This window comes from Pseudomonas sp. ZY71 (genome assembly GCF_036542145.1).
Lineage (GTDB): Bacteria > Pseudomonadota > Gammaproteobacteria > Pseudomonadales > Pseudomonadaceae > Aquipseudomonas > Aquipseudomonas koreensis_A.
This window is the reverse complement of sequence record NZ_CP144274.1, coordinates 6,523,726-6,536,896: the sequence shown is the minus strand read 5'-3', so window position 1 is coordinate 6,536,896 and position 13,171 is coordinate 6,523,726. Positions and strand designations below refer to the sequence as shown.

Annotated in this window: 8 protein-coding genes; all 8 read left to right on the top strand. The window is 57.5% G+C overall.

Features of this window, described 5'->3' with window-relative positions:
• From icmH to VY732_RS29135, 8 genes are read left to right on the top strand one after another with little or no spacing between them, the layout of a single operon-like run.
• Complete coding sequence (gene icmH, locus VY732_RS29170) at positions 1-876, top strand: type IVB secretion system protein IcmH/DotU (RefSeq protein WP_108224962.1); 876 nt, start codon at positions 1-3, stop codon at positions 874-876.
• Positions 877-889: 13 nt separating this feature from the next.
• Positions 890-4,429 (top strand): type VI secretion system membrane subunit TssM, encoded by a 3,540-nt coding sequence (gene tssM, locus VY732_RS29165; protein WP_331693128.1) that lies wholly within the window; start codon positions 890-892, stop codon positions 4,427-4,429.
• On the top strand, positions 4,429-5,157 hold the full coding sequence (locus VY732_RS29160; RefSeq protein WP_038359322.1) for a PP2C family protein-serine/threonine phosphatase: 729 nt from the start codon (positions 4,429-4,431) through the stop codon (positions 5,155-5,157). The genes tssM and VY732_RS29160 overlap by 1 nt, the downstream gene beginning before the upstream one ends.
• A complete protein-coding gene (locus VY732_RS29155; RefSeq protein WP_331693126.1) occupies positions 5,154-6,155 on the top strand; it encodes a serine/threonine-protein kinase in 1,002 nt (333 codons plus the stop codon). The genes VY732_RS29160 and VY732_RS29155 overlap by 4 nt, the downstream gene beginning before the upstream one ends.
• A 28-nt stretch (positions 6,156-6,183) precedes the next feature.
• Positions 6,184-8,220, top strand: coding sequence for a type VI secretion system Vgr family protein (locus tag VY732_RS29150; RefSeq protein WP_331693125.1), 2,037 nt, complete (start codon positions 6,184-6,186; stop codon positions 8,218-8,220).
• Between the two features lie 5 nt (positions 8,221-8,225).
• Positions 8,226-9,245 (top strand): tetratricopeptide repeat protein, encoded by a 1,020-nt coding sequence (locus VY732_RS29145; protein WP_331693124.1) that lies wholly within the window; start codon positions 8,226-8,228, stop codon positions 9,243-9,245.
• A 16-nt stretch (positions 9,246-9,261) separates the two neighbouring features.
• Entirely contained in the window at positions 9,262-12,297 is a 3,036-nt protein-coding gene (locus VY732_RS29140) for a hypothetical protein (RefSeq protein WP_331693122.1), read from the top strand.
• Positions 12,287-12,796 (top strand): hypothetical protein, encoded by a 510-nt coding sequence (locus VY732_RS29135; RefSeq protein ID WP_331693121.1) that lies wholly within the window; start codon positions 12,287-12,289, stop codon positions 12,794-12,796. Before VY732_RS29140 ends, VY732_RS29135 begins: the two co-directional genes overlap by 11 nt.
• Positions 12,797-13,171: the final 375 nt, after the last annotated feature.

Sequence of the window (13,171 nt, the reverse complement as noted above, 5' to 3'; positions counted from 1 at the left end):
ATGATCAAGGAAACGGATTACAACCAGGACGACAAAACCGTCCTGCTCGATCGTCAGGGCCACGGACCGGCAACGAGTCCGCTGACCGACTTCGCCGCGCCGCCGCGTTTCGAGCAACTGGAAGAACGCATGATCTACGCCGCGCGCCTGCGCCCGGCAGAAGCGTTCAACATCAGCCTCAATTCGCTGGTCGCTGCCTCGTCCGAGCTGCTCTCGGAAGTGGTGCGCCTCAAGCACAGCGAAACCCGCGAAGACTTGTACGCACTCAACGAGCGTCTGACTGCCGGGCTCAAGCTGTTTGAAGTGCGCGCCCTGCACAACGGCGCCGAAAGCAGCCAGGTGATGGCCGCGCGTTACGTGCTCTGCACCGTGGTCGACGAAGCCGTCGTGACCACGCCGTGGGGCAACGAAAGCGAATGGTCGCAGATGAGCCTGCTGAGCAGCTTCCACAACGAGACCTTCGGTGGCGAGAAGTTCTTCCAGTTGCTTGATCGGTTGTCGAAGAACCCGGTCAAGCACTTGCCGATGCTCGAGCTGATGTACCTGTGCCTGTCCCTCGGTTTCGAGGGCAAGTACCGCGTACAGGCACGCGGCATGCTCGAACTTGAAGGCATCCGCGATGCTTTGTATCGGCAGATCCGTCAGTTGCGTGGCGACGTGCCGCGCGAGTTGTCGCCGCACTGGGAAGGCTTGAACGATCAGCGCCGCAACCTGGTGCGCATCGTGCCGGCGTGGATGGTGGTGTTGTTCACTTTCGTCTGTCTGGTGGTGATGTATTCGGGCTTCGCCTGGGTCTTGGGCGAGCAGCGCGACACCGTTCTGCAACCATATCAGCCGCTTGATCCGGCCGCGGTGCAACCGCAGTCGCAGCCGTAAACAGGGACGTGTGATGAAAAAGTTTTTCAAGAAAGTCGGCGCCTTCCTGCGCCAGACCTGGGTCTGGACCTTGCTGCTGGTGCTGTTCGTGGCGCTGCTGGTGTGGTTCGTCGGCCCGTTGTTGGCGGTTGATGACTACAAGTTCTGGGAGAGCTCGACCTCTCGCTTGCTGACCATCGCTGTGCTGTTCCTGATCTGGGGCCTGACCATGGTCTTCGTCAGCTGGCGCTCGGGTATTCGCAAGAAAGCCGAGGAAGAAAGCGAGGACGGCCAGGACCGTATTCGCCGTGAAGAGTTGATCGACGAAGAGCAGAAAGAGTTGAAGGCGCGCTTCAAAGATGCGCTGAAAACCCTGAAGACCTCGAGCCTGTATCGCGGCCGCAGCGAGCGCTGGCGCAGCGACTTGCCGTGGTACCTGCTGATCGGTCCGCAGGCCTCGGGCAAGACCAGCCTGCTGGACTTTTCCGGTCTGGAATTCCCGATCAACAAGATCGACCGCAAGCTGACCCGCGACACCCTCGGCACCCGTCATTGCGACTGGTACTTCGCCGACCACGGTGTGCTGATCGACACCGCCGGGCGTTACACCACGCAACCGGATGTCGAAGTCGACGGCGGTGCCTGGACGACGTTGCTGGAGCTGTTGCGCAAGCGCCGTCGCGGCCGTCCGTTGAACGGCGTGCTGGTGACCATTCCGGTGGAAACCCTGCTCGGCGGGAGTGAACAGGACATCGATACTTTGGCGCGCCAGGTTCGCGGCCGTCTGCAAGACGTGCATCAGAAACTGCACGTCGATGTACCGGTCTATCTGGTCCTGAGCAAGGCTGACAAGCTGCTCGGCTTCGACGAGTTCTTCGATCAACTGACCCGCGAAGAAAGCGATCAGGTGCTCGGCACCAGCTTCCGCAAGGATCAGGTCGGCACCGACGTCGCTGTGCTGCGCAACGAGTTCGAAGAACTGCTGCGTCGCCTCAACAGCCAAGTGATCATGCGCATGCACTCCGAGCGCGACACTCAGCGCCGTGGCCGCATCCTCGACTTCCCGCATCAACTGGGGCAGATCGGCGAGCGCCTGTGCCTGTTCGTCGACATGGCGTTCACCGGCAACCGTTATCAGCGTGCCACGCAACTGCGCGGTTTCTACCTGACCAGCGCGCCGCACTTGACCCAAGAGATGGATGCGACCACCGCCGGCATCGGCGCCAGCCTCGGCATGAGCGCCGGCGTGCTGCCGACCCTGCGCAGCGGTCGTTCGCGGTTTATCCATCACTTGTTCAGCCAGGTGATTTTCCCTGAATCCGACTTGGCCGGTCTGGACAAGCGCGAACGCAGCCGTATTCATTGGGGCCAACGTGCCCTGTATGTTGGCGCACTGGCGGCGTTGGCACTGTTCGGCATGCTCTGGGCGGGCGGTTTCTCGGCCAACTACGAGCGCCTGGAAAACCTGCGCAATCTGGCGCAGAACTGGACGCAGCAGCGCACGGCATTGTCGCCGCGTGATGACGCCATGGGTGTGCTGAAAACCCTCGACAGCAGCTACGCCGCGACGCAGGTGTTCCCGAAGAAGGGCGACGTTTCGTATCACGAACGTGGCGGTCTGTATCAGGGCGAAGACGTCAATCCAGTGGTCAAAGAGGCTTACGAGCGCGAGCTTGAAAAGCAGCTGCTGCCACGGGTTGCGACCATGCTCGAAGGGCAGATTCGCGCCAACATGAAGGACCGCGATCGCTTGCTCAACAGCCTGCGCGCGTACCTGATGCTGAACATGAAGGATCGTCGCGATGCCGCGTGGCTCAAGGACTGGGTCGCTACCGACTGGTCGACGCGCTACACCGGCAACACCGCCGTACAGAACGGTTTGAGTGCGCACCTCGATCGCTTGCTGAAGCAGCCGTTTATCTACCCGCTGAACGATCAGCTGGTCACTCAGGCGCGTCAGGTATTGCGCAGCGAATCGCTGGCCACCGTGGTTTACCGCATGCTCCGCGAGCAGGCGCGCAACCTGCCGGACTACCGTTTCAGCCAACACCTCGGCCCACAAGGCTCGCTGTTTATCGGCACCGAATACGTGATCCCGGGCTTCTACACGCAAACCGGTTATCAGCAGTATTTCTCGGTACAGGGTTCGGCGCTGGTGACCGACATCCTGCGTGACAACTGGGTACTGGGCGAAGGTGCGGGCATCAGCGACATGGACTTGCGTCGTCTGATGGTCGAGCTGGAGCAGTTGTACTTCCGCGACTACGCCAACTACTGGAGTGAAGCCGTTGGCCAGGTGGCCCTGCCGCCGATCAGCGACGCCGGTGAAGGCGCCGAGCAACTGGCGGGCCTGACTTCGGCCAACTCGCCGGTGCTGGCCTTGCTCACCGAAGTGCGCGAGAACACGCGCTTCCAGGCGGCTGCAGATCCTGTCGAAGAAGCTGGCGACGCTGCTGATGCGCTGGCCGGGCAGAAAGGCAAACTGGGTAAGGTTGGCAAACTTGCCGCCGCCGCAGCGGACAAGGCTTCGGCCCTGAACGTGGCGAAGACCCTGCCGGACACCGCGAAGAAGTCGCTGCAACGCCGCTTCGAACCGCTGCATCGTTTGCTCGATGACAACAACGGCCCGGCCGCGGACCTGACCCCGGCGCTGAGCGCGCTCAACGACCTGCAACTGCAACTGGCCGGTCTGGCCCGTTCCAGCACGCCGGAACAAGCCGCGTTCGAAATGGCGAAAACCCGCATGAGCGGCCAGCGTGATGCGCTGACCAACCTGCGCAATGCGTCCAGCCGTCTGCCGCGTCCGCTCAGCGTTTGGTTCAACGTGCTGGCCGAAGACTCGTGGCGTCTGGTGCTGAACGATGCTTACCAGTACCTGAACGGCCGTTATCAGAACGAGCTGTACAGCGTGTATGGCAAAACCATCAGCAAGCGTTATCCGTTCAGCGCCAGCAGCACCAGCGACGTGGCGATCAGCGATTTCCGCGAGTTCTTCCGGGCTCAAGGCACCGTCGACCGCTTCTTCGACAGCTACCTGCGTCCGTTCGTCAGCGGCGATCCGGGCAACTACCGCATGCGCAGCGTCGACGGCCACAGCCTGCCGGTGTCGAAAATGTATCTGGACCAGATGGCGGCGGCGCTGACGATTCGTCAGAGCTTCTTCTCGATCAACCCGGCCGAGCCGACCGTGCAGTTCAAACTGGAGCCGTACACCCTCGACCCGGCGGTCAGCCGTTCCGAGTTCAAGTTCGGCGACAAGACCATGGAATACCGCCACGGTCCGATCCTGCCAATGTCGTTCAAATGGCCGACCGATGCTGAAGACGGTCGTACCAGTCTGGTCATGGACAAAATGGCCGGGCGCCCGATCGGCATCGAGAAGAACTCCGGCCCATGGTCGCTGTTCCGTCTGTTCGACCTGATGCAGACCGAGTACCTGAGCGGTCGCGACGTGCTGGTGCTGAAAGCCGATGTAGGTGGCCTGCGCGCCAACTACCTGCTGACCAGCCAGCGCACGCCGAACCCGTTCGACATGGGCGTACTGCGCACCTTCCGTATGCCGGTGCAGCTCTGATGCTGGTGGCCAGTGCCTGGCGCAGCGCGGCGCGGACCGACCCGGGCAAGGTGCGGGCGCGCAACGAAGATGCTTTCCTCGACTCGCCACAGCAGGGGCTGTGGGTGGTCGCGGACGGCATGGGCGGTCATCAGGGTGGCGACATCGCCAGCCAGTTGATCGTCGCCAGCCTGGCTGAACTGCCGCAACACGAGGACTTCGACGAACGCCTCAAAGCCATCCGCCAGTGCCTGCACTGGTTGAACCGGCGTTTGGGGCAGGAGTTGACGGTCACCGCCGGGCGCCACGACAGCATCATGGGCAGCACCGTCGTGGCGCTGCTGGTGGAAGGCAATCGCGCGGCCTGCATCTGGGCCGGCGACAGCCGTTGCTACATGTGGCGCGGGCAGCGGCTGTATCAGCTGTCCAAGGATCATTCGCTGCAACAACAATTGATCGACGAGCAACAGATGAGCGTCGAACAAGCGGCAGCGCACCCAGCGGCTCAGGCCTTGACCCGAGCCGTCGGCGCCGCTGAACAACTGACCCTGGATGTCCTCGAACTCGAGGTTTATCCGGGCGATGCGTTTTTGCTCTGCAGCGATGGTTTGTATCAGGGCCTGAGCAGCGATGCCCTCGGCAACGCCCTCAGCCTCAGCGCGCCGCACGTGGCGCTGGAACGTTTGTTCGACGGCGCCCTGCGTGGCGCCGCGCGCGACAACCTGACGGCCGTGGTGATCCGCCAATGACTGAAATCGAATCCTCAGTCGATGACTTGCTGATGAGCGAAGAGCAGGCCAACAACCTGACCTACTTCGCCTTCGCCAAGGAAAACAAGGCAGAGCCTTTGCTGGCGCCGACCAAGGCCAGCATCGGTGCACTGCCGGATGTACTCGCCGGTCGCTACCACCTCGAGCGTCTGCTCGGGGCTGGTGGCATGGGCGCCGTTTACCGGGCGCGGGATCTGCTGCACGAACAGTTCGGTGATCCCGATCCTTACATTGCGCTGAAAATCCTCAGCGAAGAATTTGCCGAATCGCCGGACGCCAGTGCCTTGCTCTACAGCGAGTTCGCCCTGACCCGACGCCTGCGCCACGACAACGTCGTGCGTGCACACACTTTTGAAGTCGACACCGACTGCCAGCGGGCCTTCATCACCATGGAATACATGCGTGGCCTGACTCTGGACAAATTGCTCTGCGAGCGGCCCCTCGGCCTGCCGTGGCAAGAACTGCGCGACATCGTCCTGCCGCTGCTCGACACGCTGGCCTACGCCCACGGTCGCGGCGTGCTGCACGGTGACATGAAACCGAGCAACGTCATGCTCAGCGAAGACGGCTTGCGCCTGTTTGACTTCGGTCTCGGTCAGGCAGAGGAGGGCGTGATGCCAGGCCTGCCACACCTGAGCCGCGAACGCTTCAACGCCTGGACCCCGGGCTACGCCGCCCCCGAACTGCTTGAGGGCCAACCGTTGTCGGCCTGCGCGGACGTATACGGCGTGGCCTGCGTGATCTATGAACTGGCGGGCGGCAAACACCCGTTCCGCCGCTTGCCCTCGACCCAGGCCCGCGACGAGCACCTGGAGCGCGAACTGCAAGCGCCGGCGAACTTACCGAGACACGGCTGGCCAGCGCTGCGAACCGCGCTGAGCTTCGACCCGGCAGCACGCACCATCACTGCCCAACAATTGCGTGACGCCTTGGGCGCCACTTCGTCCTGGCTGCAACGTCTGCGACTTAGGGCGTAACGGATGACATTCGAACAGGGAGCACTTTATGTTCAACCCAGCTAACGAAACCCACTTCAGCCTCAAGGTCGAAGACTACGTCGGCGACCTGCAAGTGCTGTCGTTCACCGGCACCGAAGGCATCAGCCAGCCGTATCGTTTCGACCTCGAACTGGTCAGCGAAAACCCGGATCTGGACCTCGAACAACTGCTGCACAAGCAGGCCTTCCTGGCGTTCGATCCACAAGGCTCGGGCATCCACGGGCAGATCTACCGCGTCGCCCAAGGCGATGCCGGCAAGCGCCTGACCCGCTACAAAGTGTCGATGGTGCCGCAACTGCAATACCTGCATCACCGCACCAACCAGCGCATCTACCAGCAGATGTCGGCGCCGAAAATCATCGCGCTGATCCTCGAAGAACACGGCATCAAGGGCAACGCCTACAGCTTCCAGCTCAGCCAACCGTGCCCGGATCGCGACTACTGCGTGCAATACGACGAAACCGACCTGCACTTCGTCCAGCGCCTGTGCGAAGAGGAAGGCATTCACTACCACTTCCAGCACAGCGACAAAGGCCACCTGCTGGTGTTCGGCGACGACCAGACCGTGTTCCCCGACCTCGGCCAGCCAACTGCGTACGTGCAGGGCAGCGGCATGGTCGCCGAAGAACCGGTGATCAAAGGCTTCAAACTGCGCCTGGAAACCCGCACCAGCCGCACCACGCGCCGCGACTACGACTTCGAAAAACCGCGCCTGCAAATGGAAGCCGCCTACAAACCCGAAGGCGAGAGCACTGAGCCGGATCTCGAAGACTACGACTACCCCGGCCGTTTCATCGACCGCGCCCGTGGCAAATTCCTCAGCCAGCGCGCCCTCGAACGCCATCGCGCCGACTACCGCCAGGCCGAAGGTCGCGGCGACCAGACCAAACTGGTCAGCGGCCACTTCATGGCCATGTCCGACCACCCGCGCAGCGAGTGGAACGACCTGTGGCTGCTCACCGAAATCTTCCACGAAGGCAAACAACCGCAAGTCCTCGAAGAAGGCGTGACCAGCGACACCACCGACAACAAGGACGATTTCCACCAGGGCTACCGCAACACCTTCCTCGCCACCCCGTGGGACGTGTTCTACCGCCCGGCCCTCGAACACCCGAAACCACGCGTCCTCGGCAGCCAGACCGCCATGGTCACCGGCCCCAAAGGCGAAGAAATCCACTGCGACCAGTACGGCCGCATCAAAGTGCAATTCCACTGGGACCGCGAAGGCCTCGCCGACGACAAAACCAGCTGCTGGCTGCGCGTCTCCAGCTCCTGGGCCGGCGACCGCTACGGCGCCATCAGCATTCCGCGCATCGGCATGGAAGTCCTCGTCACCTTCCTCGAAGGCGACCCCGACCAACCGCTGGTGACCGGCTGCCTGTACCACAAGGAAAACCCGGTGCCGTACGCACTGCCGGCGAACAAGACGCGCAGCGTGTTCAAAACGCTTAGCTCACCGGGTGGTGGCGGCTACAACGAACTGCGCATTGAAGACAAGAAAGGTGCGGAGCAGATCTACATTCATGCGCAGCGCGATTGGGATGAGAACGTTGAGCATGACCAGAAGATTCGGGTCGGGAATGAACGCCATGACACGGTGGTGAAGAACACTTACACAGAGCTGAAGGCTGAAGAACACCGCACCACGATCTCCGATCGCAAGGTTGAAGCGAAGCTGGATGATCACCTCACGATTGGGCAGAACCAGCATGTGAAGCTCGGGACTGCGCAACTGACCAGCGTGGGGAAAGAGATTCACCTCAAGGCTGGGGACAAGATCGTTATTGAGGCGGGGACGGAGCTGACCATTCTTGGGGGTGGGAGCTTTATCAAGCTTGATGGCGGTGGGGTTACGGTGGTTGGGCCGGTGATCAAGATCAATGCCGGTGGCTCGGCTGGCTCCGGCACAGGGATCGGGATTAAACCGCCGGTGCTGCCGGGGGCGGCAGATAAGGATAAGGCGGGGAGTTTGATGGATCAGGCGTTGTTGAATGCGCCGCCTGAGAAGGTTAAGCCGAAGGCTTTTTTTGTGTTTTCTGAGTGATCGACATGAATGGTGTTTTGAAGAAGAGCAATGGCATCGCGATAGCGGTTTTCACCGCGTCGCTGTTGAGCCTGTTTCATGGCAGCGCTTATGCGGATGAATGTCCGTCCGAGGATTTTTCCCAGTTTCTGCCGGCGTTTTCTGCAAATGCTGAAACTCAGCAGCGTTTGACTGCGATGACGGTGAAGTCGCTGGTTTTGAAACCCGAAGGAGAGGGGGGAGCTCTTGAGCCGCAAACGACGGAGATCAACAGCTCCACATTGACGTTTCCGCTGATGGCACCTTTAGCCACAGACAAGACAGACGGGGTTGAAGTCGAAACGATCGACGACAGTCACGTCAACGTTGTGGACAAGCGAGCGGGTAACAGCAACATCAAGATTTTCAATTTTTCTCGTCAGGCATGCTGGGTACTCGAGGGCGTCGAGAACTGGTCGATCAATGATAAAGACCTTGTTGAAGCGACCACGCCGACCCTGAGTACCGCCGAGAACTTTTGCTATCAGCGTGCGCGAACTTACGGGCGCCTTGGTGGCCTGGACAAATACTCCCTGACCGGAGAACTCTTTGAAGCTGCATTGGAAAACTACCTGTGTGCAGCAGCTTCCGGCGATCCTCAGGCAAGTCTCAGTGCTGCCAGTCTGAGCCTTTCCGGAATGGCTTCTCAATTGGAAACAGAGAAGGTCGAAGCCCTGTTCAAGGCCGCCGCTACTACTCTGGCAAGCGGAGCTTCTGCATTGTCCACATTCTATTGTTATGGCAATGACACAGACCCCGAGGGCCCTTGTCAGCATCCTGAAGAAGCAGAAAGGGAATTGATTCGCGCCGCATCGATGGGCTCTTCCGATGCTCAAAATAAACTGGGTGATACATTCGAGACCGGTAGATTGGTAACCAAGGATGCCTCCAGAGCACTGGATTGCTATCGCTTGGCCGCCAGTAAAGGAAATGCCATCGCCCTGAGTAATTTAACCAGATTGAAATCGCAAACCGCTGACGCCACAGAATCCAGCCATTGCTATTGATTTGCAGGATGCAGAAATGACAGAACCATTAGATTTAACGGGTAATTACGAAAACCGTGGCTACGTGTACAAGATGGGTGGCGATGGCATAAAAACAAATGCGGCCGGTAATAAGTTAATCGACTGCTCGCACATGGTTAATTTATTGCTGACGGGGGCTGGCTACAAAATCCCGTATCAAGACACACGTGTAATGGTGGACTCCACTTATTACACGACCGTGGTGCCACCCGACGTCAAGAAAGGCGATATCGCTCTTTGGATTAATGAAGATCCGCTGGGTGGTGGGGCCAAGTTATTTCACACCGGTATTGTTGTTGACGTTAATCCCACCGGTACCGCAGGCAAATTCTTCGGCGCCCAGACGAGGAAAGGGCCGTCATTTACTTATTTTGGCACTAAAGATCCGGCCTTCTACTGGCCCATTCCTACAAAGTTTCTCAGGGCTAAAGAAGAGTATAGAACCGGCGCAGCGGAACAACCTGCACCTACGCCCGCTCCTGCGCCAAAGCCTGCTGGACCGGAGCCTGTTCTAAATTTTCAATTCCCCATAAGGAAGGCTGATGGGAAACAGTTCGACAGTGCCAATGAACTGTATACCGCCATCGAAAATGAGACCTCAGGTCAATACCTTTTGGGTAGCTATAACTTTTGGCACGGTGGCATTCATATTAGTAATGCCAGTGCATCCTACTGTGTGAAAGATGAGCCTGTTCGATGCATGGCGGATGGTGTGGTTGTAGCCTATCGCCTCAACGAAGATTATTTGCAGTCGGAGTACGCTGGAGATAAACCGGCCAAGCTTAAATACTCTAACTCTTTCTGCCTGGTTCGCCATGACTACAAGTCGCCCGCTAACCCGGAAGAAGGCCCGAACAAAGGTAAACAAAATAAGCTGGTATTTTTCAGTCTTTATATGCACTTGATGCCCTATAAAGGCTACTTGCCTACAGAGGAGGAGTTGGGTAAGCCGAAGATAAAGTTCACGGTGGGAGATTTTACTGCCCGCAGTGATTCTGAGGAAGGTCCGGAATGCGTGAAGTATGGGCTGATTTCTGCTGGATCTGTCTTTGAAGTTCTAGAAGAAAAGCTTGCCAGTAACGGTATCACTTACGCACGAGGCAAGTTGTTAAGTGGCAAGGTGCCTAACAGGAAATTAGGGGAAGAATCCTGGTTTGCTTATAAGAAAGACGGTGTGGCAGTCAAGAATAAAAAAGACACCGCGATCTGGAGCGCAATATTACCGCCGGAACGAACCCGGCCAGGCTATTGGAAGGGGCTGGTTAAGGCTCGTGTCAGCGCCCCCAACGGATTGCCTTTGTTCGCAGCGCCCAAAGCGGTTGCTAACGGTGAAAGTGCTGGTGAACCGCTGGGAGAAATGGCCCTTTGTTTGAACAGTGAAATTAAATTCGACGGCACCAAAGTATTTAATCTGAAGGTTGGAAGTTCTCTGGTTCGCATGGCTGAGTGCACCTGCATGTCTGGCGGTTTGAGAGGCGCAGGAACGGTTCCGTCAACATTCTGGGCGAGCGTCGAAGATATCGGTAACGGTCGGATGGTCACGTGGGCCGAAGTCACACCTGCCGAATTCGATAAGGTAATTGCTTGCGAAGCAGCGATAAAAGCAGGCCATCCAATAGGGTTTTTAGGCTTGCAGGAGAACCTCGGGAAAGTTGAGGGTTCAATCTCTAGCAAATATCACGCTCATATTGAGATATTCACCAGTGATACCGGCCTCGATAAATTCTTGCAGAATGAAGCTGCCCTGAAAATTGGCATGAGTTACCTGAATCTGCCGGCGGGCACGGTACTTGCCAGTAAGGCGTCCACGGGACAGCCTGCGACCCTTGAGTCCAAACATATAGTTCCTATGGGATCGGTTTCTGTGTTCAAAGACTCAAAAGGGGTTGAGTGGTATGAGCCGACCGTTACAGAGAAAGATAAAAAGCTGACGGGCCTGATCAAAAAGGCAGATGTTACCTTTACGTCTTCAGGTGCTCAGTTGATATCTCAACATGATTGGGCAAAGTTGGGATATGCGGTTGTCAAAGAGGGCGATGAGAATTCAGATGGTTTTCTTGATCCGGACTCGATGCCGCCTTTTTTCAAGGAGCTCCATGCGAAACTCGACGCTTTGGGCGACAAAGATGGTGAAGTTACCTCCGCGGACTTGAACTCGGCATTGAAGAATGTGGAGTTCCGGGATAAATGGACAAAGTTGATTGCTTACCACCCCACCGAGTGGCAGGCGAAGTCTTCCGAGCCCAAATGGAGTCGTCTTGATCAACTGCTCGCTGAATCGCCAAAGTTGCTGGAACATGAAAAAGATCGGATTGATAATCTTGTTTTTTGGGATGAGCTGGCGGGTGCGTTACAGATGCCTCTTCCGAAACAGGTCTATCATTTTCACCCGATTGCGTTCGTCAATAATTTCATGAAGTTTGCCGTGCCTGGAAAAGGTTGGGCGCACAGTGCGTTTGCTAATTTGCTCGCGAGCGTTGAGTCGAATAATGATTACACGGCTTACAACAAGACCAAGGGTGGACTAAAAGCGTTTTATAAAACTGATTTGACTACGTTGACCATCGCTGAACTACAGCAGAAACAGAAGGATCGGGATATTTTTGCGGCGGGTCGCTATCAAATGGTTCCTGATACGATCAATGGTGCTGTGAAAAAGCTCGAACTTGCTTCCACGCTTAAGTTTGACGAAGAGACTCAGGACAAGATTTTTGAGGAATACTTGATAAAAGTTAAGCGCAAGGCATTCATCCAGTATCTGGAAGGCGATGGTGACGTCGAAAAAGCTGCCTATGCCTGGGCCTTGGAATTCGCCTCGGCAGGTGTAAGAAAGGGCAAGACCATTAGCCCGGTGCCGAAGAAAGATGAGCACGGAAACATCGAAATGAAAGACGGCAAACCGGTGATGCTGGCGAGGGTCGCAAGCTTTGAGGGACAGTCGTATTATGCGGGCGACGGTCTCAATACCGCTCACATTTTGCCGGCTGACATGGTTCGTGTTCTCGAGGAGTCAAAAAACAATGGCAAGTAAGTTATCAGCGTCCCGCTTGTTTTGGCTGGGCGCGCTTTTTCTCTTCTCGTGTTTTGCCAAGGCCGATGTGCCGCGGTTCGAAAACTATAAAGTCGACGAGGTTTTTAAGGGGCAACATCACGATGCTGTTGCCAGTGATGAAAATAAAAGCTGGGCTGAGGGGCGCAAGAAAGCTATCAAGCAACCGGTAAATTTTGCAGGCCATTATGTTGTTTACGCAAACGGCTGTGGCGGCGGGTCTATCTGTGGCGAAATTCTTGACGTGAAAACGGGGCAGGTTGTTACGTCCTTTCCTAATGCCTACTACATCATCGGAAATGACGGTACCGCACCTTACGCGGCCGTCTACAAGCCAGACAGCAAATTGCTCGAGATTATGGGTGTAGCGGCCGATCCGGAAGTGGATGTAGCGGGTAACGACCTCGAGGAGGGTAACCGGCAGCGCTTCTACGAGTTCGATGGCAAGAAGCTCACTCTGATCGAACTTGTCGATCAGTAAATTTGGTTTATTCCAAGGGGAAAGGTGACGGATGTGCCTCTGGCTAAGTCCGCACCTCCCCTTTCACCAGCGTGTTCATTTCCTGCCTTGTCGCCATCAACTATCCCTGATGTTGCAACGACCCGTTTGCACTCCCGGGATTCCGGATGCAGGTGGGAGTAGGGCGGGTAAATGCAGTTCCACCCTCTAGCGGCATCACTAATCGGTCTGACTTGGACGATGCCGGCGTTAGCTGAAACCACCACATTGAGTCCCGTCAAAGGGGTCGACACGGCATTGGTCCCAAATCCGGCACCTTCGAAGAGTTACAGCCGGACTGCGGCGATGGCTTCGTTAACCTGCGCGTCGACAAAAAACGTAAAGCGTTGCTCAGCA

Coding starts and splice junctions, on each gene's coding strand:
- VY732_RS29160 (WP_038359322.1), top strand. CDS start 4,429: ATGCTGGTGGCCAGTGCCTGGCGCAGCGCGGCGCGGACCGACCCGGGC.
- VY732_RS29140 (WP_331693122.1), top strand. CDS start 9,262: ATGACAGAACCATTAGATTTAACGGGTAATTACGAAAACCGTGGCTAC.
- VY732_RS29150 (WP_331693125.1), top strand. CDS start 6,184: ATGTTCAACCCAGCTAACGAAACCCACTTCAGCCTCAAGGTCGAAGAC.
- VY732_RS29155 (WP_331693126.1), top strand. CDS start 5,154: ATGACTGAAATCGAATCCTCAGTCGATGACTTGCTGATGAGCGAAGAG.
- VY732_RS29145 (WP_331693124.1), top strand. CDS start 8,226: ATGAATGGTGTTTTGAAGAAGAGCAATGGCATCGCGATAGCGGTTTTC.
- VY732_RS29135 (WP_331693121.1), top strand. CDS start 12,287: ATGGCAAGTAAGTTATCAGCGTCCCGCTTGTTTTGGCTGGGCGCGCTT.
- icmH (WP_108224962.1), top strand. CDS start 1: ATGATCAAGGAAACGGATTACAACCAGGACGACAAAACCGTCCTGCTC.
- tssM (WP_331693128.1), top strand. CDS start 890: ATGAAAAAGTTTTTCAAGAAAGTCGGCGCCTTCCTGCGCCAGACCTGG.